Consider the following 21,272-nt stretch of genomic DNA (forward strand, 5'->3'; position numbering starts at 1 on the left):
CCGTTACGCTTTCTTCTCGATCAGGTCGGCGAACTCGCCGACATTCTTGAGGTTACCGATTTCGGATGCGGAGAATTTCACGCCGAACGCCTTCGAAACGGCAAGCACAAGGCGGATATGGGACAGGCTGTCCCAGCCATCGACGTCGTCGGCCGTGGTTTGCGGCGTAAGGGCAAGGTCGTCCTCGTCAAACACGTCCTGAAAAACAGCGGTGAGCTTGCTGTAGACTTCGGTCTTCTGCATTGCATCTTCCTTTGTCGATTGATTTGTGGTGGCGCCGGCGTGCGGATCGCGTGCCGGTCAATTGCCCGGGACGGTCTTCACCTGCGGGTCGTTTGCGATCAACTCCGAAGAGCGCAGGGTGGTAACCCGCGGAGCGTTGTCGGGCTTCTGTCGGCAGACGAACGAATCCAGCGTGTTCGCCAGCCTGATCGACCAGACATCGGCCAAATGCCGCTTGGCATGCACCTCGTCCGAATAGTCGAGGTCGTTGTCGAGGTCGTCCATGCTCAGCGACAAAAAGTTCGGATGGTCGCCGAATTCCCGAAGCAAGTCCTTCAGTGCCAGTCGGTAGCTCGGTTCATACGGGCTGGCATCGCGATGCCAGGCGGGGATCGGCAGGTCGACGAGCACGACATTCTCTCCCGAACTCAGCAGCGCCTGAACGGTCTGTTTCAGGATGTCGACCTGGGCTGGAGAAATGTCGCTCGTTCGCCCCATGCTCTCCTTCCAGTACGCCAGCGCCTTTTGCTTGTCCGCGTCCGACATCACGACGCTTTCGCGCTCGTCGTCGGTACGCTGTGCGCTGGTGCGGCCGGTCAGCAGAAGATTGACGCCGGCTCTGGCCTCGCGCGCGACCTTCTCGATCAGCAGGAACGGCCGGATCGCCATCACACCCGCGTCGAGCCATTGCGGTGGCAGCACCGCAACCGGACCATCCGAGGTGCGACGATAGAAGCCGTACCGGTATCGTTCGATATCGACATCGGTCTCGCCGCGATGGCGATCGCCGTCTGAGAAATGCACATCCGAATCCATGAACATGCCGAACCAGATGCCGATGACGAAGGTGTTCTGCTGGCGTTCCCGATCGGTCTGCACCTCGTGGACCAGGTTGATCACCTGCTTGACCTCGGAGATGTTGGCGCCGCCCATCGCGAGGTTGCTGACCTTGGCGCAACCGAGTTTCGACTGCACGAGCTTCTGCCGGAACCCGACCCCGGTATTCGACGCTCCCACCAGAATGATCTTCCGGTCCGGGTTGGCGAGCACACTGCGGCCGAGGAAGACGTATTTAGGAACTGTCATGTAGAGCGTTCGTTCCGCGGCCTGGAAATCCCGCGGGCCGGCGCTCGATGGATCGGGAAAGACGAGGAACGACGCGCCGGCGAGCAGCACGTAAAGAAAGGCGAACGACAACAAGGTCAACGCCGACTGTCGAAGGATGTATTTCAATTTCAGAACGCCTTGTAGACGAAGTCCGGTGCCTTATGCAGCAGGGTCGCGACGGCGACGATTGCCATCATCTTGCCTGCCAGGTGCAGATTTCTGGTGATCGCGCCGCCGTTGATCCCCGACAGCGTCGGGATGCGAAGGCGAGCCTGGACGACATCCAGGATGAACGCTGCGATCCCGAACGCGGCCGCCACCACGACGAAAGTGGCAACTACGCCGGCGATGCCGAGCCGCGCCAGCAGAGTGGTGAATTGAGGCAGTTCGGGGACCCAGAGGCAGGTCAATGCCAGCACGAAATAGGCAACCGTAAGGCCGCGCGCCGAATAAATGTAGGCGGTGGATTCGGTCAGCGCGCGATAGCGCTTCTTGCCAAGGCGTTCGGTGCACGCCACCTGCCAGAGCTTGTTGATGCTGGCGCCGGCACCCATCAGGAGGCCGTAGATGACGAAGACCGCGGTCGTGCCGTGCCAGATGCCCATCACACCGAACGTGATGAAGAACGCGAGGACACCCAGGTAGGACGTGAGCGCCGGCGAGGGCAGCCAGGTCATCAGGAGCATCAGGAGCGGGTTGAATAGATAGAATTTGAACCACTGCGACAGTGTCATGTGCCAGCGCTGCCAGAATTCAAGGAAGCTGCGCGCCGAGAACGGCCGGTCGAAGTTCTCCGGCAACGTCTGCCCGAGCAGGGTTCCGATACCGATCACGATGTCCATGTACCCGGAGAAATTGAAGTACAGATAGACCGTATAGAGCGATGCGACCGTGGCGTAGACGGCGCAAAGCTTGAGGAACGAATAGCCGGACGGCTGCAGCAGGTGCGGACTGACGAACGTGAAGGCGTAGTCGGCGGTTGCGGCAATGATGACAAACTTCACATAGCCGGTGGCGATTCTGGAAAACGCGGCATAAACCACCGATGCGTCGATCTGAACCGCCGCCTTCCCGTCCATCGCGCTGAAGTCCTGATAACGCTGGATCGGGCCGGAGACGAAGCACAGGAAGTTGCAAGTGAAACGAAAGAATGCCAGCGGACCAATTCGCTCGGTGAGGTCCCCGGATCGCACATCCACCATGATGTGCAGGATGCGGAACAGGATGTAGGACAGCCCGATGGTCAGATACGGGAACGGAAGCTGGCCCAACCCCTCGAAGAATGAGAATCGTTTCAGAAATACATAGCAGCACAGGATCGCGACGACGCCCGCCGCCAGCACGAGAGGCGATTGGCGGCGGTAAAGCGCGTATATGGAGGCATAGCCGAGCCCCAGGAAGGCGAGCAGCGGCAGCACCTGCGTGACGTTGCTCAGGTAGCTTGCGATGAAGATCGCGTTCGCGGCCCCGAGCACGAATCGTCGGTAGGGGACCGATTCACTGATGTGAAAGGCGATAACGACCGCAGCAAGAAAAGCAAAAAACAGAGGGGATGTCAGACTCATGTCCGTTGGCTCAAGGCTGTCCGAGGTTTTCGTTCAAGTTGTCGGCGATCTGATCCGATCAAGCCGGCTCAAACTGCTTCTCCTCGCGCTGAACCGTCATTGGTAAGGTCTCCAGTTCAACGTCGGTCCGGAGCGCCCAGCGGCTGCTTCCGTCGGCGCCATCGTCGAGGCGCACGAAGCCGAGCTTGCCGTAGTGGTCGCGGACCATCTCGTTCCTGTCGGTCGGAAGATAGACGCCCTCCAGGGTCGTGACGCCGGCGGCGCGTGCCTGCAGCACGATCTCGGCCAGCACGGCTTGCTCGACGCATCTTCCAAGCACCCGGCAGCTCATCAACCAGCTATCAATCGTCCAGGTCTCACGGCTGGTCGCACGACAGATGACCACGCAGATGATGCCGTTGTCGCCGAACTTGTCGATCAGTCGCGCATGCAGCGTCATGACAGCGTCGTCGCCTTCCAACTGCTCGACCTGCGATTCAGTGTAGCGTCGCGTCGTCAGATTGAACTGGTTGCTCTTGTTGATGAGCTGCGTCACGCGGGCGCGCGTCGTCCGGTCGAAGGGGCCGAACACGATGCGCATATCCAACGACCGCAGATAGGACTTCAGATCGGTTGCCTGGCCCTGCAGGCTGAGCCGGCGTGCATTGGCCTGATACATTTCGGCGCGTGCGCGGTCCTCCTCGGAGAAATTGATGGCCTCGAAGTAGCCGGCAGCGGCCAGCGTGCGGGCGTAGCTGGCGGGATCGGCATCCAATTCGGGCACCGCCACCTCCGGAAGCTCCTGCCGGATCAAGCCGCGTTCGACCGGATTGTCATCGAGGAAGACGAAGGAATCGAGGCCGAGAGCGAGCTCCTTGGCGATGGCGCGGATGTTGGTCGCCTTGTCGTTCCAGTTGGCCTGGAACACAGCGATATGCTCTTCCTTCAACAGCATGTCGGGGTGTTCCCTGAACGGCCGCCGCGCAACGCTGTCGGTATTTTTCGAGCTCACCGCGAGCACGATGCCGCGCGCCCGTACCGCCAACGCGAGTTGCTGCACGGCAAGATGGGCCTCGCCGGTGGCATCGCCCTGGGCGATCTGGATGCCTTCCATGCCGTCGTCGCCGATTACGCCGCCCCAGACGGTGTTATCGAGATCGAGCACGAGAACGCGACGGCTCTTGCCGCGAAGCGCGCCGATGATGCGCACGACATGCTCGGCGTAGAGTGGCACCAGAGCGTCCGCGAATGGCAATTTTGCGAGATTCCACTGTGCCGGAGAGTGCCAATCGGCCAGGCCAACGGTCTCGGCGATGCCGGCGACGTCGAGCATCATGTCGGTCGACTGCAGCACGGCGGCGGAGATCTTCTGATTGAAGCGGTCGACCAGATTGCGGGCTGTGCCAACCAGAGAGCGGTCGAAGGATCCGAACAGGCTTTCGGGTGGCGCGGCGAGCGTTTGCAGGATGCACAGCGCGCCGCTGTTGCGCGAAATGCCGGTGCGGATCGAATCGAGCAATCCAATTGCCGCGTCAACGGCTTCGGCGGCCAGTTGCTCATTGCCTGGGCACGGTTGCAGCGACAGTCCCCGATGATCGAGCGCAACGAGAACCGCGTCGGGCCGCGCCTTGTTGAGAAGGGAGTCCGGCTGCAGCGCGTCCTGCAGATACTGATCATAGGCACCCGTGACGCATTCGAGCGCGAAACCATGGCGAGCGGCCGTTGCAACCAGAACGGGAACCATCAGATCGAGCGTTCCGTTCCCGATCAGGCCGAGCCGAAATGGCACGAGCGGTGCGAGGGAGGCGCCGCCGAGTTGCAACGATCGAATCGTCCGTCCGAGTCTGGACAGTTGCGTCTCATCAAGTGCGTAGGTCGCGAGTGCTCTGATTTTCTTTCCGAGCGCGTCGCCGGAACCGTTTGCGAGTTCCTTGCAGCGGATCGAGAAATCGGACGGAGGTTTTGGAAGCCAGGCGAGTTCTCGATACAGCTCTGCGGACACGGCCGTTTCCTTTATCTTGGCAACTGGATCATTGCCCGACTTGCTTGCGTTTCCCCTCGCTGTTGTTAGCCACAATCTTTATCCATAATTCGACAGTTTCATGGCGAGTGAAGACGCGGCCACATATGCGGACGCAATGACACGATTACGACGCTATCAGGAATGCAACGCTTGCGGGTGCTGCGATAATCTGTTGTCACGCCGCGCAAATACGCAATAGGAACTCGGTTTGGATTGCGCATGAGGAACCCGAAGTGACGAATGAACTCGCCTTGTCGGTCGTAATTCCCAATCACAATTACGCCGATTACGTAGGCACCGCGGTCAGGAGCGCGCTCGACATTCGCTGGCCGAACGTCGAGGTGATCGTCGTTGATGATGGATCGACGGACAACTCGCTCGAGGTGATCAAGGCGTATGCCGACAAGATCACCGTCATCAGCCAGGCGAACGCTGGCCAGATGCCGTCTTGTGTCAACGGGTTCCGTCGCTGCACCGGCGACGTCGTGATCTTTCTCGACTCCGACGATGCCCTTCATCCGGACATCATGACTGAAATTGCGGCAGCCTGGTCCGATGCGGCGAGCAAGTTTCAGTTTCAGATGCGAGTTGTCGACGCCCGGGGAAACCCGACGGGCAGCATCCTGCCGCAGTATTACTCACATCCCACCCCTCAGGACATTCGCTCCTGGGTTACGACGACCGGTGTCTATCCGACACCTCCGGGATCGGGCAGCGCCTATCCGCGGTCGGTGGTCGAGCGAATCTTCAATTTTGAATCTGATTTCATCGATCGCGCGCCCGACAGTTATCTGATCGCGGCAGCGCCTGTGTATGGCGACGTCATCACGATTCCCAAGCCGCTGGTCGACTATCGCGTTCATGGATTAAACCATGGCGCGCATCTTGAGCTGGACGACAGCCGCTTCGCGCGCGAAGTCGACCTCACGCGTCGGCGTCACAAATTCTTCACGGAAGTGGCGAGCAGCGCGGGCATGCCGGTGGATGCGGGCGCGCTCAACAGGAATTTGCTGTTCCTTTGCCTGCGTGCAGCGTCGTATTCCCTGCGGCCCGACATCCATCCTATTGCCGATGACAGTGCGATGCAGATTGCATCTGCCACTTTCAAGGCATTGGCATTTTCGCAAGGTTTCTCACAGGCGCAGCGGACGTCACTGTTGCTGTGGATGATCCTTGCGCTGTTCGGCCCACGCGGCTTGCGGCGCGCCGTGGTGGGCTGGCGTTATGTGCCGACGGCGCGGCCGCAATGGATGAAGCGAGCGCTCAGCCTGCTCCGGGTGGTGAAGAAAGCGCCAGCGGCCGCCTGATGCAAAACCAGGCACGATTCACTCGGCCAGATGCGGCTGCCGGAGCCTGGGACGTGGCTTCAGAAACTCGGCGAACGGGCGCTCGACCAGCCGCCATGCCGCAACGCCGATCAAGGCGGAAAGCGTCAGGCTGGCGACGAAGAATGTCGGTGCATTGAAATACGCCTTGAATTTCCCGATCGCGGAAATGGTGAGAGTGTGCGTGAGGTAGATCGAGTATGAGGCATCGCCGAGCAGGGCAAGTGCAGGAACAAGCGGGACGCTCCGGTTCTTTTCGATGATAACGGCCCCAGCCACGACCAGAAACGCAGGAATACCCCACGCCAGCACGCGCGGTGAGCTGACATCGAGCCAGGCGGAAACGGCAAACAGCAACGCACCTGCGACCAGTAGCACATAGCCCCAGCGCAGCCGCGGCAAGCGATCCTGCTCGAGGGCTCTGCCCAGCAGAATCCCCGACGGGAACTCGAGCATGATTGGGTCGGTGTAGAATGTGATCGCCGGATTGTCGCCGGTGTAGATGCGGCCGACCAGGATAAGCACGAAGAACGTCATGGCGAGAAAGACGAGCCGTGTCGTGGTGCTCGTGAGGAAGAGTGCCAGGGCAAAGACGGCATAGAAGAACATCTCGCAGTTCAGGGTCCACCCCGGCACCACGACCGGCCAGATCTCGCCGTTGCTCGGAGATCGCATTGGAACAAAGAAAAGGGATGCGAGCGTGTGTGTGGCGCTGACGACCAGCCGCGGAAACAGCGTTGGAAGCACGATGGCCGCGGCAACGAAGGACAGCGTCACGAACCAGTACATCGGGACGATCCGAATTAGGCGGTTCACAAAGAACTCTGCCGGCGTCTGCGGGCGGTACGCGGACACTGTCCACATCACAAATCCGCTGACGACAAAGAATATGTCGACGCCGGCGCTGCCAATGACAAGCGCCCGGCCGTAGGTGAAGCCTTGCGCGTGAAAGGCGACGACCCCGAAGGCCGCAAACGCTCTCAAATACTGGATGGAGAGGAGCCTGGGCAACGCGGTCTCCCGAAGCTGATCGCCACTGCCCGAAAGGCGTCCCCAATGGATCCGCGCAACACCTTGCATGCGCGGCCATCGGTCCATCGCATTTCGGGCGTCTGCGGTGCGAAGCACGGCCGCCGATGCTCATGGCGGCCGGTTCTTTGACGAGGCCTCCCATATTCCGACTGACTTCGTTGTTCGTGTGGACGCTATGCGTTGTTTTTGCGACCAGGGTCCGCTTGAACCAGAGCAACGTTCAATCGGGCGTCGCGCTGCAAGGAGCGCGTGAGAGAAAGATCATGCGCAACCTGCGCCACAGCAAGCTGGAGGGAGCTCAACCCGCTCGTGGTCTTGCGCGTTGGGTCGTCGGTCGGCTTGCCGACTGTCCGACCAGTGTCAGCAACCAGACGACAAGCGCGAAGCTCGGCTTGAGCACGACGCCGACGCTGATCCAGCTGAACATCAGAAAGTTGCAGATCTCAATGCGCAGCCGGCTCGAATACAATCGTTGCGCGAGAATGGCAAAGATCAGGACAAATCCGAGCACGCCGTACTCATAGATGAGCTTCGCCCAGGTCGGGTCGTTGACCTCATAGTTCATGTGATAGAGCTGAACGTCCCTGAGATAGCTGCCTGCGCCGTTGCCGAACCAGGTGGCGAGAGGACCGTTGTCCAGGCTGTGACCGATCATTTCCATTGGTGCGACGAAGCGCGCATAAGCGCTGGTATTCGGCGTCTGAAATTCGGAGAGGCGATCGAACCACAGGTCCAGGCCCGGGATGCCAAGGCTGTAGAGCAGATACAGCGCCAGGACCAGTGCGGTGAGATAGACGACGAAGAGCGGAATACGAAGGAGCGATCTTGGCAGCAAAAACCCGGCGGTGATCGCGAGGAGGCCGGTGCCGGATAGCGAGCAAAGCAGTCCCGCCGCGAGAATGCCCATGATGCGCAGCCTCGCCCGCGACCCGAACTCGATCAGGAGCGCCAGCGCAACGACGAGCGAAAGATCGGCCGACTCGCGGAGAAAAAAGCCGTTTGGTTTGATGATTCCGCCGCCCTCGCGAACGAAGGTGTAGTGTCCGGCACCGCGAATGGCTTCGGGCAGGGTAAAGTAGATGTTGGTCAGTAGCGACGATTTGGTGGCGTTGACCAGTACGATCTGGACGATCGCAACGCAGGCGATGCAGGTCGCTGCTGAAACATAGGCAGACAGGACATACTCGTGGGCGCCTTCCGGCTCCCCCTTCAACCGAATGGCGAACGGCGCATAGAGAACGAAAAGCAGCATCAGCGAAGTCCACGACGTCGACGACGTCGCGGTCGCCGTCCCGAAGCAGGCCATCACCAGCGCGGCGATGAACAGCGCCAGAGACAGGAACCCGATCGACGCAAAGCCGCTGACCAGCAGATAGGCCGTCACGGCGGCATAGCAGATGAGGTCGGTCGATGCCGGGAACGTGTTGATGTTGTAGGCGATCTGCGACAGGAACAGAACGGAGATGAGCGACATCCAGACAGCACGCCGGCCCGACTTGCTGAGTTCGGTGCCCGACGGTGCCAGCTGCGCTGCCCCGCCCAGGGGCGCCATCGGAACCTGAATCTCAAGAGTCATAGCGACGTTTGCCCGGGTGGATCGAGGTCACGCTAGCACAATCCGGCAACTTGTATCGATCGATGCACGGTTCCAGTCATGGCGCCGCGCCAGCCCTCTCTACCAGGATATCGTGCAGGCGCCTGGTTCCCTGCTCGAGCCCGAAGCGGTTCGACATCAGTTCGAACAGTTTGGTCTGGTTCCGGTTGAGGCCAGCCAGGTCGTCGATTCCGTCCACGATGGTCTTTGCCAGGTCGTCCATGGTGTCGGCGAGATACATCGCCGATTGCTCGTCGGCCGTGGTGCCGTCGACCGCCGCGCGAAGTCCGAAGATGGGAAGCCGTGCGAAGGCGTAGTCCAAGAGTTTCAATTTGAACCCTCCGCCAAGCGTCTCCGCAACAAGCCCTGCGCGCGATCTCGCAAGCACGTTCGCGAGATCGGCCACCGGACCATGGAACACCAGGTGCGGCCGTTCATGGGCATAACGCGCCTTGATGTCCTCAGGAACGTTTCCGACCACATCCAGGGTGACGTTCTGGCGCTTCAGAGGCGGCAGCAGCGTGCCGATGATGTGCTCGAGATTGCGCTGTTTTGCGACCCATTCGAACGAGCCGAGCAGCAGGATGGACTTCGGTCGGGTCGACTCGATGCGATCGCTCGGCGCGGCCGCTCCGAGATAGATCGGCGGGACCACGAACGTGGTCTTGCCGGGCTGCGCGAAATAGGCGGCGTCGGCGTCGGTGATGCAGAGAATGCTGTCGGCGGCGTCGACGATGCGTTGCTCCAGCCGCCGGTACTTTTCAGCATCCCAGCGCATGATCGCGCGGCGCAGCGGGTTGGTGAAGTCATTGGCGATCGCGGGCCTGATCTTGCCCTCGGCGTTATGCGCCAGATAGCAGATCGAGGCTCGCTTGCGCTGCTTCAGGACCATCGGTAGCAACGCGCCTGATCGCGCGTGATCGAACACGATCCAGTCCCAGCGCTGGTTCAGGAGCTCGGCGAGCGTCGTCCCGATCGAAGGTGGTGCGAGGCAATAGGCGTCTCTCGGCGATGATGTCAGCAAGCTCCGGATTCCGAGCCGTCGCGGCCACGGCGCCTCGGGAAAAACTGTGCCCGGCAGGCGAAGCAGGCGATCGTCGACCGGCGCGTCCTCACGCCGGCAGCCGACCACTGTCACCTCGGTCTGTCCGGTTCTCGACAGCGCCGTGAGTATCCCCGCGGAATAGAGCGCGTCGCCACTGAAGAGCGGCGAGGGGATGCGGCCGACGATCCAGAGAATCTTCTTCATCGCTCGATCTCGAATGAACACTCGGAACGGAGTGCCGATGCCGACGCCGAAGGCGCGCATCGGCTGCTCGGGATCAGGCGGCAGAGGGAGATTTCGCGCCGAGCAGTCGCCGCTTGATCAACAGCCTTGCGACATAGGCGATCCGCTTCGCGCCACGACCAACGGAGGCAACCTCTCGGCGAAGCCGCTCCGCGGGCTGTAGCGGGGGCGCATCGAGATTGCGCAGCTCGATGCTGCTGTCGTAGTCCGCTTGTCTGACGAGAAACGGTTGGGTCTCGGCAAAATCGATTCCGTGCCGATCGTAGTAGACCAGCTTGTGGTCCAATGGCCGGTCAGCGACCGACAGCGCTTTGATGAGCTTGATTGCGCCCGTTCGGGTGACGGCATAGGCGGCAGATCCGAGCGCGGGCTTCAGGGGGACGACGAGCTGAGCCGCTTCACCCTTGATGAGCGAAACGCCCGATTTGGACGTGTGCACATAGTGAATGCCTTCGAACTTCACAATATCGCTCGTCATCAGGAAGCGCGGCAGGTCGTGTCTATAGAATTGCGGAAAACGTACGTCGAAGGCGGCATCGTCCTCGAAGATGATCGCCGCCGGCAGGTTTTTGCGCACGATGCGTTTCAGCGCCGCGATGTGCGATAGGTAGCAGCCGATTTCACCCGCCTTCATCGCGCGATTGGCCGGCGCAAATTGGAAGTCGCGACGGATCACTCGGCGAATAAGCGTCATCCGTTTCTTGGCATCGATCGCGGGGATTCGTTCAAAGGGGACTTCGAGCCGCGTCAGCGCACCCGAGATGTCCTGCCATCGTGCGATGTCCCGATCAAGGTTGATCACGAAGGCTGGTATGTTTGCGTCGGTTCCCACGATCCTCTCACGTTTGATTTACCGCTTGCACAACGCGAGCGACGCTGCCGCAAATTTCGTCATCCTCCGGACACAAATTCGGCAGCGCGACCACATCATCGACAAGCTTGATATGTTTTATCCCAGGTGACGTCTTCGTCCAATTCGTCAATGTGAACGACCGACCGTTGGTAACGCCTGGAGTGCAGGGCTAACCTGTCTTACCGATGCAGGGCTGTCAACTTGATCGCTGCGCGTCGATGACGGCGGTCTTGTCATCGAAACCTCATAACGATCAGCCAGAAGGCTCGCTGAATGAACCTCATCGAGACTGCCAAACGTGTTCTCCCGATACTGGTGTTGCTGATAGCGGCTCTGACAGCAGCTCCGACACCGGCGCAGTCGGCAGGGTGGGAACTGGTGTTTTCGGACGAGTTCAACGGCGACAAGCTTGATCGTAACAAATGGGCCACGCGTTATCTCTATTCGAACGAGACGATGGACCACTTCAACGATGAGAACCAGCGCTATCGCGATGGCCACGTCGTGGCGGATGGCATTCTCAACCTGATTGCGAAGAAGATGCCCGGGTCGCCGAGCCTGTACGAATCCGCGATGATCCGCAGTCATCAAACGTTCTACTACGGGTACTACGAAGCTCGTGTGTTTCTGCCCAACGCCAAGGGAATCTGGCCGGCGTTCTGGCTCGAGGCGGACTACGACATCGACGGCAAGACCTGGCATCCGCCGGAGATCGACATCTTCGAGTATGTGATCAATGGAGTCGAGGACAAGGCAAACTCGCTGCATTCGAACGTGGTGGCACCCATCGATCCAAAGCAATACACCTATGTCGATCGTTCCTTCGAGCTCAAGTTCCAGAACATGTATGGAAGCGAGGATCTCAACCAGGGCTGGCATACCGTTGGCTTCGTGTGGGCGCCTGACAAGATTTCGATGTTCTGGGATGGCAAGCTGATCTACACGCGAAACTACCAGTGGTTGCGCAGCGATGGAAAGCTTGGACCACCCGCGCATGTAGATCTTAACTTCGCTGTCGGCGGCAGCAAATGGGCAGGACGGCACGGCATTGACGAGGCCGCGTTTCCGCAAACCTTCAAGGTCGACTATGTGCGCGTATGTCAGTACACGACCTCCGACCGCGGCGGTCGGCAATGTGGGCCGAGCCAATCGACGCCGGATCCGAAGCAATTCGGCTATTCCGCGCCAGTTAACGATATGGCGAAGCCGGCGTTCCTGGCCGTCAACAAGGTGGTCGCCGGCAAGCAGCCCAACGCAGGCGTCCTCGCGCTGAGCACCGGCGACAAGCTCAATGTCGAAATACCGATCAAAGTCCCGGCCGACTATCCGTCCAACCGGACGCTTCAGCTGACCGTTTACGACAAGGCGACAGGGTCTATCGTGTCGTCGGCCGATACCAAACTGCAGGTCCAACCCGACAAGGAGCGGACCGACGGCCCCACCATTGCCGTGGCTTCTCTGCCTGCCATTCAGCGCCCTGGAAACTATATCCTATTTGGCCGGCTGTCCGCACAGGTTGCCAACAGCACGTTGTCCAGTCCGGTGACTTGCAGCACGGACGTTGTCCAGCCCCCCAAGGCCACGGTGTGCAAGCTGTTGAACCTGGATGTGCAGGCTCAGTCGCACTGAGGGCGCGGGGGAGGGGCCGATCGCACCACGCTGTCATCCATGCCAACCGATGGACGGTGGCATGGCGCCTGTTGGCTAGGCGCGCTCGGCTCCGAAGAATTCGCGTCGCAGTTTCGGTGTCAGGAGCCTGAGCGACAGCGCGGTCTTGATGAAGCGGAGCGGATTGGCGAGCGTTGCCTTCTTGAAGAAAGTTGCGATCAGCCCTGGGGAGTTGCTATGGGCTCCCGCATGGCCGACGCGATAGATCGCGCCGAAGAAGGGCAGCGCCTTGAGCGGGGTGCCCGCCGTGGCCAGCTCCTGGGCGACGGCGATATGGCCGCCAAGCATGCGCTTCAGGTACTCGTCCGCATCGTTTCCCTTGAGCTTCTCCAGATCATACAACCGGGCGTTGATGATGTGGGACGTGCCGCACAGCATGAAGAACTTTGAAATGGCCCCGAGCAGCGGGGTGCCTTCGCTCCACATGTAGCCGCGATCGATATACCAGCCGTTTTCATCGGGATGCTGCGCTACGTATTCGGCAAGGCGGGAGCTGACGAAATCGTCGTCGTCGACAATCATGAAGAAAGTCATGTTCTGTGCGGCCAGCATTCCGGCGCGCACGCGGCGCCCCTTGTCGATACGGAAGAAATCGCGAAAAACCTCAATATCGTCAGTGGCAATGCGGTCGTGCTGCGGGTTCGGTGCAAAATCGACGCGTTCGATGGAGAAGCCTTTCGGCAGATCAGGGAGGTCTGCACCTTTGTTCGCCACAATGATGGCTTGCCAGCGGTCACTATTCTGACCCGAGATCGATGTTATGGTTTGCGCAAGCCGCGCCTTGAGAGCGTCCCAGTTCTTGGAATTTGCCGGATGGCGAACCGGTATGATGAAGGTCAACATGAATTGTCTCGCATGGACGTCGTGGGCTCTGGTGCGCATCGCGCGATGGCTCCGCCAAGGTAGCATGCCCCGTTGGCGTAGTAGATGCATAGCAGCAAGTTCACATGAACTCTCAGCGGGAGGTTTGTGGCAAAGCTGTGAAGCGAGATGCCTCTTGCGTGTGCAAGGACCTCTTGTCCAATCTTCGGACGCTTCCTGACCAGCTTCGGAACAATCCGCTGCTGCTGAACGGTTCAGCGCAATTTTCTCCCTTTTCGATGTGACGGCTGATGACTCCTGGAACGGCGCTGGATCAAAAATCTTCCACGCAGCTATTGACCATCCAGTATCTGCGCGGCGTCGCGTCGGTGATGGTGGTCCTGCACCACATCCGAAATCCATGGCCGAATCTGTACAATCCGCTCGAGACGTTCGACATGGGAGAAGCCGGTGTCGACATCTTTTTCATCATCAGTGGTGTGGTGATGTACGTGTCGTCGCGGGTTGAATCGCCCGCGGTCTTCGTCGGATTGCGGCTCATTCGGGTCGCGCCTCTGTACTGGGTCCTGACGCTCTGCGCGGTGGGTCTGCTTCTGCTGTTCGGAGGCGCCAAGCCGGGCTTGGCGCTCGCGAACGACGTGATGCTTTCCGCGATGTTCGTTCCACACCACAGCTCGATCTTTTCCGGCACCATCTGGCCGGTGCTGAATCCGGGCTGGACCCTCTATTTCGAAATGTTCTTCTATCTGATCTTTGCGATTGGCCTCTTTTTTCGCAAGCCGCTGCTGATCTCGCTTTGTCTGATTTCGCTGCTCGTTGTGTTCGGATTCTTTGTCTCGACCGATGAATCGATCTTTCACACCTATACGCACCCACTCCTGATGTATACGCACCCGCTGATGCTGGAGTTTGCGGCGGGCATCGTGTTGGGATGGTTGTTCCTGAACGGGAAGATTCCCAATGTCTGGCTGCTGTTGCCGATAGGGTTTCTGGCGCTGTTCGCGGCACATGTCGTGCGGCTTCCGTACCTGTTCCTACAAAACGGATTATGTGCAGCATTGATCATGGTCGGTGCGATCGCGGCCGAACGATCCTTCAGGATTCGCGACATCGGATGGCTTCGGTTGCTGGGGGATGCGAGCTACTCGATCTATCTCACGCACGCACTGACGCTCTTCGTCGTTCGCCGCCTGTTTCTTCGGCTTCCGTTGGAAGGCGTGCTGCAGTTCGCGTCATTTGCAATTTTCGCTGCGGCGGCCTCGCTGTTGGTGGGATTTGTGGTCTACTTCAAGATCGAGCGCCCGATGACACGTTGGCTACGCTCGCGATTTCTTACTGTCTTCGCGGTCGAGCGCGGAGGTACGCGCCCGCGATTGCGGGAGGCTGGCTCGTCGGTCTCGGTGGTCCAGTCGGCGGGAGAGTAGTGCGGGCACTGTTCTGCCTAATTCCTGAGCGAAGTCTTATGGAGCGGACTCCTTCCTCTCGCGGAACTGGCCACGTCAGGAATGCCCGTGACGCAGAGGCGCTCTGCAGTCTGCGGTCCTCAAGAAGACTGCCGGGGATCCCGGCGGGCGGCGTTGCGTTAAGTGTGAGCTTCCGTTGAAGCTCGATTGCGAGACCAGGTTGCGGAATCGGCAACCCTCATAACGATTTTTGGGCACGGCCCACCAGCGTTCTGACTTCGTCACTGAACCCCAGCGCTCTCGTCACGCGATCGCGTGACCATATCGGGACGGATCAAGAGATGAATGTTGCCTATCTCATTCTTGCCCACGACCGGCCGGAGCAGCTTGCCCGGCTGGTTCGCGAACTCCAGGCTCCGTCGTCGGAGGTGTTTGTGCATATCGATGCCCATTCCGACATCGAGCCGTTCCGGCGGGCGGTCGGTTCCCAAGCGAGTTTTACGGCGAATCGAATTCCGAGTCAGTGGAGTGACTATTCGTTGATCAGGGCGGCCCTTGTGCTCATGGAGACGGCCTTGGCATCACCGCGCCGCTTCGACTATCTGGTCTTGATCAGCGGGACGGATTATCCGCTGCGCTCGGCGGGAGAGATCGAGGATTTCTTTCGCCAGAACAATGGCATCGAATTCATCGATTCGATTGCGATGCCGTCCGAGGCTGCCGCAAAGCCGCTATCCCGCCTGACACGCTATAAGGGCCGTCCGGGACCAGTCGGCTGGTGGGTCGGCAAGAGCCGCAGGCTGCTCGGAGAACTCGGCGTGATGCCGCTGGCGCGCGACTACAAGAGGTGGTTGGGCGAGCTCGTCCCCCACGCCGGCAACCAATGGTGGGCTCTGACGCGCGACGCTTGCATCTACATTCAGAGATTCGCCGCCCATCATCCGAAGTTTATGAAGTTTTATGAGAACACCCATGTGCCGGATGAGATGGTGTTTCAGACCATCCTTGCGAACTCGCCGTTTCGCTCGAACATGCGGCGCAGCATCACGTATTCGGACTGGAGCGGAGGCGGAGCAAATCCGTCAGAGATCGGCGAGCGCCACATCGCGATGTTCCGCGCCAATCCCCGCATGAGGATCGATGGCATCTACGGCTCCGGTGAGCTGCTGTTTTGTCGCAAGGTCACCGACGCCGCAGTCTCCGATCAACTTGCGGCCATGATCCGGCAACGGAATGCGCGTATGTGACACGCTCTCGTCGCATTGCTCGCATTTGATGGCGCAGGAAACCGTGCGCAGACTATGTCTGCCCGACGCAGATCATCTCAGGCGCGGCGTCTCTGCTGCAATTTGGTCGCATTTCGGAGCTGGTAAAGCGTTGATCCGCACAGAAGTCGCGAAGGGCAGGCATGTCTCCTGCATGTGCAGGTCGGATTGCTTGCCAGCGGTCTCCTCGGCTGATTGGCGGCGCACGGGTCGCGCGGCCCGGGCCGGGCGCATGTTCGGCTGATCCCCGTTCCAGGACCATTTGATGACAATCAAGTCGCATGGATGTCGGAAGCTGCCCGCAGGCCAGTCGGCTGCGCGCGAGCCGATCTTTGCACGGTTCGATGCATTGATCGCGCCCGCCGGTTACAGCGCCCGAAGCATCACGAGCTGGGAAGAACACTGCTGATGGTAGGCACGGAGCCTGGCAACCGTACACACGCCGTTCGCGCGATCCGGGGCGTGTTCTGGTCGAGCGTCAATTCGGTCATTCCATCGCTCGCCGGTTTTCTCGTTTTCCTGGTGACATCGCGCTATCTCGGTCCGGCGGAATTCGGCGTCGTCGCCCTTGCCGGCAGTCTGGTCGCACTGCTCGCGGTGCTGTTGCCGACGGGTTTTGCCGAGGCGATCGTTCAGAGGTCGTCCGTGGACGATATTCATCTCGACTCTACGTTCTGGGCTGCATCGGTCTGCGCGCTGATCGCGTATGCCGTGCTTGCGATCTGCAGTGGACCGTTCAGTCGAATGCTCGGCTCGGAATGGGTTGCCGTGCTGCTGCCCGTCGCAGGGCTCAGGTTGTTCGCGGATGCCGCCGGCATCGTCCCGCAGGCCATCATTACGCGAAGAATGTCCTTTGAATTGATTGCCGGTCGGACATTGCTCGCGACGATGGTATCGGCCGCGCTGACCGTGCTTCTTCTCTTGGCCGGCTATGGTGTTTGGGCGCTCCTGATCGCGCAACTATCTTCATCGGTCACCGCGGCGGTGGCCGCGATGTGGGGCGCGTGCTGGCGGCCGAAATTCCGCATCAGTCTGGATGCGCTCAAATCGCTCGCGCGGTACGGCGCGTTTTCGTCGGGGACCCGTGCCATGCAGGCTCTGACGACGCAGGCGGATCCGGCGATCGTGGGACTTTATCTGGGGCCGCATCAGGCGGGTATCTATGCCTTTTCCCGGAATCTCTTCCAAATGATCCTCAGCGTCCTGGCGACACCGATCGGCGCGGTGGCCCATCCGATGTTCTCGTCCATCCAGGAGAATGTGGATCGGGTCAGGAAGGGCTTCCTGCTGGCGACATTTCTGTCTTCGGCGTTGTCGTTTCCGGTCTTCATCGGGTTTGCGATGGTGGCGGACCTCGCGGTTCCCGTCGTATTCGGATCGCGCTGGATCGATACAGTTGACCCGATCCGGCTGTATTGTGGCTTGGGTCTGATGGCCTGTATCGGTGTGATTCAGGGAAGCCTCATCAACAGCCGCGGGCATGCGCATTGGTGGTTCTATTATCAACTTGCCGCCGGAATAGTCACCCTGGGCATTCTGGTGGTGATGTCGAGGTTCGGTGTGACCGCGCTACTGGCCACCGTCCTGATCGCGACCATCGCTCGATGGCCGTTTGCCGTGGTCAAGACCTCTCGGCTCCTGTCGGAGCCGGTGTCGGAGTATCTGCGCGTCTTCGTCGGCCCGGCTGGCTCAAGCGTAGTCATGGTAGCGGTCATTGCCGCGGTTCGGCATGTTCTTCCTGAGCTTCCCCCGGTTGTTGCGCTGAGTATCTGCATTGCCGCCGGAGCACTGTCATATCTTGCGACCATGCTGGTGATTGCCAGAGACCAGGCCATGGATGTCGCGAGGCTGCTCGCCGGATCTATCGGGTCGAAGTCGCGAGGACACCGGGGAGTGGCGTCGACGCCTGGTTGAATATGTCGATTGCACCACCTGCCTCAATGATCATAATGACGCCCGACGTTCGCTGCATTACATGTCTGTCGTTTCTCGAACCTGGCCAAGGCCCGAGCAAATAGAATGCACGAAGTTGCGTTAACGTTGATCCTGTGCTCCCGAAATGGGATGAGGACCATCGGAGAGTGTCTGAACCAGATCCGGTCGATGGATGGCGCTGACGCCGTCGAAGTCGTGCTCGTCGACAACGGATCGACGGATGGCACCTTCGCGGCCATGCAGGAGTTCTGCGCGGCCAACCCAGCTCTGTGGCGCGCCATCCTGGAGACCAAACCGGGCAATTCGGCCGGGCGAAATACCGGGATTGCCGCATCTTCCGGCGAGGTGATCCTTTTCATCGACGATGATTGCTACCCTGATCGCGGCTTTGCATCCGCCTGGAGAGCGATATTCGCGGGAGATCCCGGATTGGGCTTTGGCTCCGGAAGGATCCTGCCGTATGACGCGCGGCAGTCGCCGCTTGGTTGCAACACCAGCACCACGACGCAGATACTTTCCCAGTCCACCTTTGTTCAGCGCGGCTTCGTCCAAGGGTCCAACATGGCCTTCAGGCGTCAGTGCCTGACCGATGCCGGCCTGTTCGACAGCCGCTTTGGCGCCGGCACTCCGTTTGCCGGCGAGGAATGGGAAGTCGCCGTCAGAGCGTCGTATGCCGGCTGGAGGGGCGGGTACTTCCCGGAGCCGAGCGTGGCCCACGATCACGGCCGCTTTGACAGCGAAGCGTTCGTTCGCGGGCACTACTACGACATCGGCGCCGGCGCCGTGTACGCCAAACACCTCTTGACCGCGCATGCTCCCGCGACGGTCGTGGAGATCGCGCGGGACATCCGCCGACAGATCAGGAAGCGCGCCGCTGTGGGTCCGCTGCTCGGAGGAGCCGTGCAATATTATTCGACCATGCTGCGTCAGGCGCGATCATGAAACTCTACTACTATCGGAGCATCGCACCGAACTTCGGTGACGATCTGAACAACGCGCTGATGCCGAAGGTTTTCCCGCGCTTCTTCGATGAAGACGAGGTGGTCCTGTTCCTCGCGATCGGGTCGGTCCTGTTCGACCACCATCCGCAGCAGGCCATGAAAGTGGTGTTTGGATCGGGATTCGGGCAGTACACCGCGGCGCCTCGGCTCGACGAGCGCTGGAAGTTCTATTGCGTCCGCGGACCGCTGACCGCGCAGGCGCTGGGACTCGACGAGCGGCTGGTCGCAGCCGATGCCGCTGTGCTGGTCAATCGTCACATGAAGAGAGAGGTCCCGAAACGCTTCAAGTTCAGCTACATTCCGCATTGGCAGAGCCTGCTGAACGGCAATTGGCCGAGGGCCTGCGAGTTGGCTGACGTCGAACTGATCGATCCGCGTTGGCCGGTCGATCGGGTCCTCGAAATGATCCAGGCCTCGAACACGGTCATAACCGAGGCGATGCACGGCGCCATCGTGGCGGACGCGCTGCGGGTGCCGTGGGTGCCGGTTCTTCCGTTCCACCGGTCTCATCGATTCAAATGGTCGGATTGGGCCGGCGCCCTCGAGATCAATCTCAGACCGTACCCGACCTTTCCCGCGACGTTGCACGACCTTTGGGTTTCCAAGACGGGCAGGGATGGCAACTGGATGTCCAGCAAGAATCGGCTGATTCAACTGGCGGTCGGAGCAGCCAATGACACGCTGCCCTATGTTGCCGCGCGCGGGTTGCGGCGGCTGAGCGAGATGGAGCCGGTACTCAGCTCCGATATCGCGCTAGCGAGGGCCGTCGTGAAGTTGGAGGAAGCGGCCGATCAGATCCGGCGAGATTTTGATCGTTGAACGCGAGCCGCCGCGCGTCTGCGACAGGCTTCAGAACTGGATCACCTTGACGCCGGCAATATACAGTCTGGCGGGAAAGGCGCCGGGATCGCTCGGCTCCCCCGCCGGACCGCCGACGGCAACATCCATCAACATGTACCAAGGCCCGGCGCCGACCAGGTTCGGCATGGCGCAATACGGCTTGTCGTTGAAGTAGTAGACGATCTGTTGCTTCCCGATCAGGCAGCCGAAGCGGTTGAACCGGGAAAACAGGGTGGCGCCGTCTTCCACCAGCCCCAGCGGCATCGCCGCGCCGCGGGCGTCGGGTCCCTTTTCGCCCTTCCAGTGAATGCTGGAGAATATGACGTCGTCCCGATACTGCGGCGACGCGGTGATGTAGGCCTCGAGAATGTCGATCTCAGGCGGCCAGCCGGGGGCGACGGGCAGCAGCCATAGCCCCGGCCAACTGCCCGGGACCTTCATCATTCTGATATCGAACTCGACGTAGCTATCGATGGTGATGCGGTTGAAGAGAGTCCGCGACGTCACTATCGCAGCAGAGAATCGGAACGGCGTTTCCTTCCGCCAACCCGGCGCCAGTTTTCCGCCCTGTCCATCCGACAGCCCCTCGTCGTGATATTCGGCCTGGATGAAGCGGCAGCCCGTTGCCGGATCTATTCCCCACACCGTCGTTTCCGGGTTGAGTGCCGGATCGGCATAGTAACCCAATTCCCTGTTGCCGTCCTGGCGGCGTCCGGTGGCAAGACGGCTTTGCCAGCATGGCGCGCCGCTGGGCGAATGTCCGTCATCGCTAGCGAAATCGCGATCGAGCAGACGATCCGAAAATATCACCGAGCCGTGCGAAGGCAGCGGCGGCAGCGCCACCTCGTCATTCGCATACGCGGTGGCGATCGAGGGTTGCTCGCTCGATCTCACCTCGCCGGCGGTGTGGGCAAAGCCGAACAGCGGATATCCGTAGTCCGATATCTGGAGAATGATTGACTTGCCTGCCTCGAGCGGCCGCACAAGGGGGATTCTCACCAGTTTGACCTGCTCGCCCGGCTGAAACACCAGAAAGCCGCGAGCCACGACGAAGTCGGCGCCAGCCGTCGCCGTGCCCGGCAACACCCCGATCGTTCCGTTGCCGTTGAGCGTCTCATATTCCAGCACGATGGTGCAGGTGGTCGGCGCCGTGAGCTTGACCGGCACTTCCGCCCAGAGTTCGGCGGATCCGACAGTGGTGTCCACCACGGTGATGGTGGCGTCGCCAAACGACAAGACGCCGTCTGCTGCGGCCGCTGTGTCGAAAACCGTGAGCGGGCCGATGGCCGTCAATGCAAGTCCGACCGAGCCCTTGAGCAGCGTCCTTCGCGTCGCGCGCATCATCTCGGC

17 protein-coding genes are annotated in these 21,272 nt (G+C 60.5%); 7 read left to right on the forward strand and 10 right to left on the reverse strand.

Going from position 1 to position 21,272, the window contains the following annotated elements:
• Nucleotides 1-3 precede the first annotated feature (3 nt).
• Genes CI41S_RS04320 through CI41S_RS04335 form a run of 4 tightly spaced genes read right to left on the reverse strand, consistent with a single transcriptional unit; the run spans nt 4 to nt 4,875 of the window.
• Complete coding sequence (locus tag CI41S_RS04320; RefSeq protein ID WP_139857573.1) at nt 4-243, reverse strand: acyl carrier protein; 240 nt, start codon at nt 241-243, stop codon at nt 4-6.
• 57 nt (nt 244-300) lie between these two features.
• The gene (locus CI41S_RS04325) at nt 301-1,398 is read right to left on the reverse strand and encodes a hypothetical protein (RefSeq protein WP_139857574.1); all 1,098 of its coding nucleotides are present in this window, start codon (nt 1,396-1,398) and stop codon (nt 301-303) included.
• A gap of 59 nt (nt 1,399-1,457) precedes the next feature.
• A complete protein-coding gene (locus CI41S_RS04330; RefSeq protein ID WP_139857575.1) occupies nt 1,458-2,894 on the reverse strand; it encodes an MBOAT family O-acyltransferase in 1,437 nt (478 codons plus the stop codon).
• A gap of 58 nt (nt 2,895-2,952) precedes the next feature.
• Complete coding sequence (locus CI41S_RS04335) at nt 2,953-4,875, reverse strand: HAD-IIIC family phosphatase (RefSeq protein ID WP_139857576.1); 1,923 nt, start codon at nt 4,873-4,875, stop codon at nt 2,953-2,955.
• A 254-nt stretch (nt 4,876-5,129) separates the two neighbouring features.
• On the opposite strand from CI41S_RS04335, the gene CI41S_RS04340 reads away from it, so the two are divergent.
• Nucleotides 5,130-6,203 (forward strand): glycosyltransferase family 2 protein, encoded by a 1,074-nt coding sequence (locus CI41S_RS04340; RefSeq protein ID WP_172627904.1) that lies wholly within the window; start codon nt 5,130-5,132, stop codon nt 6,201-6,203.
• A gap of 18 nt (nt 6,204-6,221) precedes the next feature.
• On the opposite strand, the gene CI41S_RS04345 is transcribed toward CI41S_RS04340, so the two are convergent.
• The 4 genes from CI41S_RS04345 to CI41S_RS04360 all read right to left on the reverse strand — a co-directional run bounded on the left by CI41S_RS04345 (nt 6,222) and on the right by CI41S_RS04360 (nt 10,967).
• On the reverse strand, nt 6,222-7,232 hold the full coding sequence (locus CI41S_RS04345) for an acyltransferase family protein (protein ID WP_172627905.1): 1,011 nt from the start codon (nt 7,230-7,232) through the stop codon (nt 6,222-6,224).
• A gap of 319 nt (nt 7,233-7,551) precedes the next feature.
• Nucleotides 7,552-8,805 (reverse strand): hypothetical protein, encoded by a 1,254-nt coding sequence (locus tag CI41S_RS04350; protein ID WP_172627906.1) that lies wholly within the window; start codon nt 8,803-8,805, stop codon nt 7,552-7,554.
• A gap of 100 nt (nt 8,806-8,905) precedes the next feature.
• Nucleotides 8,906-10,096, reverse strand: coding sequence for a glycosyltransferase (locus CI41S_RS04355; RefSeq protein ID WP_172627907.1), 1,191 nt, complete (start codon nt 10,094-10,096; stop codon nt 8,906-8,908).
• A 73-nt stretch (nt 10,097-10,169) separates the two neighbouring features.
• Entirely contained in the window at nt 10,170-10,967 is a 798-nt protein-coding gene (locus tag CI41S_RS04360; RefSeq protein ID WP_172627908.1) for a glycosyltransferase family 25 protein, read from the reverse strand.
• A 294-nt stretch (nt 10,968-11,261) separates the two neighbouring features.
• Between CI41S_RS04360 and CI41S_RS04365 the strand changes: the two genes are divergently transcribed.
• Nucleotides 11,262-12,617: a glycoside hydrolase family 16 protein gene (locus tag CI41S_RS04365; RefSeq protein WP_139857582.1), complete on the forward strand. Its 1,356-nt coding sequence runs from the start codon at nt 11,262-11,264 to the stop codon at nt 12,615-12,617.
• Between the two features lie 75 nt (nt 12,618-12,692).
• On the opposite strand, the gene CI41S_RS04370 is transcribed toward CI41S_RS04365, so the two are convergent.
• Complete coding sequence (locus CI41S_RS04370) at nt 12,693-13,499, reverse strand: galactosyl transferase (RefSeq protein WP_139857583.1); 807 nt, start codon at nt 13,497-13,499, stop codon at nt 12,693-12,695.
• A 269-nt stretch (nt 13,500-13,768) separates the two neighbouring features.
• On the opposite strand from CI41S_RS04370, the gene CI41S_RS04375 reads away from it, so the two are divergent.
• From CI41S_RS04375 to CI41S_RS04395, 5 genes are all read left to right on the forward strand, one after another.
• Complete coding sequence (locus CI41S_RS04375; protein WP_139857584.1) at nt 13,769-14,902, forward strand: acyltransferase family protein; 1,134 nt, start codon at nt 13,769-13,771, stop codon at nt 14,900-14,902.
• A 320-nt stretch (nt 14,903-15,222) separates the two neighbouring features.
• On the forward strand, nt 15,223-16,128 hold the full coding sequence (locus CI41S_RS04380; RefSeq protein ID WP_139857585.1) for a beta-1,6-N-acetylglucosaminyltransferase: 906 nt from the start codon (nt 15,223-15,225) through the stop codon (nt 16,126-16,128).
• A gap of 426 nt (nt 16,129-16,554) precedes the next feature.
• Complete coding sequence (locus CI41S_RS04385; protein ID WP_172627909.1) at nt 16,555-18,060, forward strand: lipopolysaccharide biosynthesis protein; 1,506 nt, start codon at nt 16,555-16,557, stop codon at nt 18,058-18,060.
• A 105-nt stretch (nt 18,061-18,165) separates the two neighbouring features.
• Nucleotides 18,166-19,023, forward strand: coding sequence for a glycosyltransferase family 2 protein (locus CI41S_RS04390; protein ID WP_139857587.1), 858 nt, complete (start codon nt 18,166-18,168; stop codon nt 19,021-19,023).
• Nucleotides 19,024-19,082: 59 nt separating this feature from the next.
• Entirely contained in the window at nt 19,083-19,901 is an 819-nt protein-coding gene (locus tag CI41S_RS04395) for a polysaccharide pyruvyl transferase family protein (RefSeq protein WP_172627910.1), read from the forward strand.
• A gap of 30 nt (nt 19,902-19,931) precedes the next feature.
• Here the strand turns inward: CI41S_RS04395 and CI41S_RS04400 are convergent, their stop codons facing one another.
• Nucleotides 19,932-21,266, reverse strand: a complete 1,335-nt coding sequence (locus tag CI41S_RS04400; RefSeq protein ID WP_139857589.1) for a hypothetical protein — start codon at nt 21,264-21,266, stop codon at nt 19,932-19,934.
• Between the last annotated feature and the right edge of the window lie 6 nt (nt 21,267-21,272).

It is taken from the genome of Bradyrhizobium ivorense (genome assembly GCF_900696085.1).
Classification (GTDB): domain Bacteria; phylum Pseudomonadota; class Alphaproteobacteria; order Rhizobiales; family Xanthobacteraceae; genus Bradyrhizobium; species Bradyrhizobium ivorense.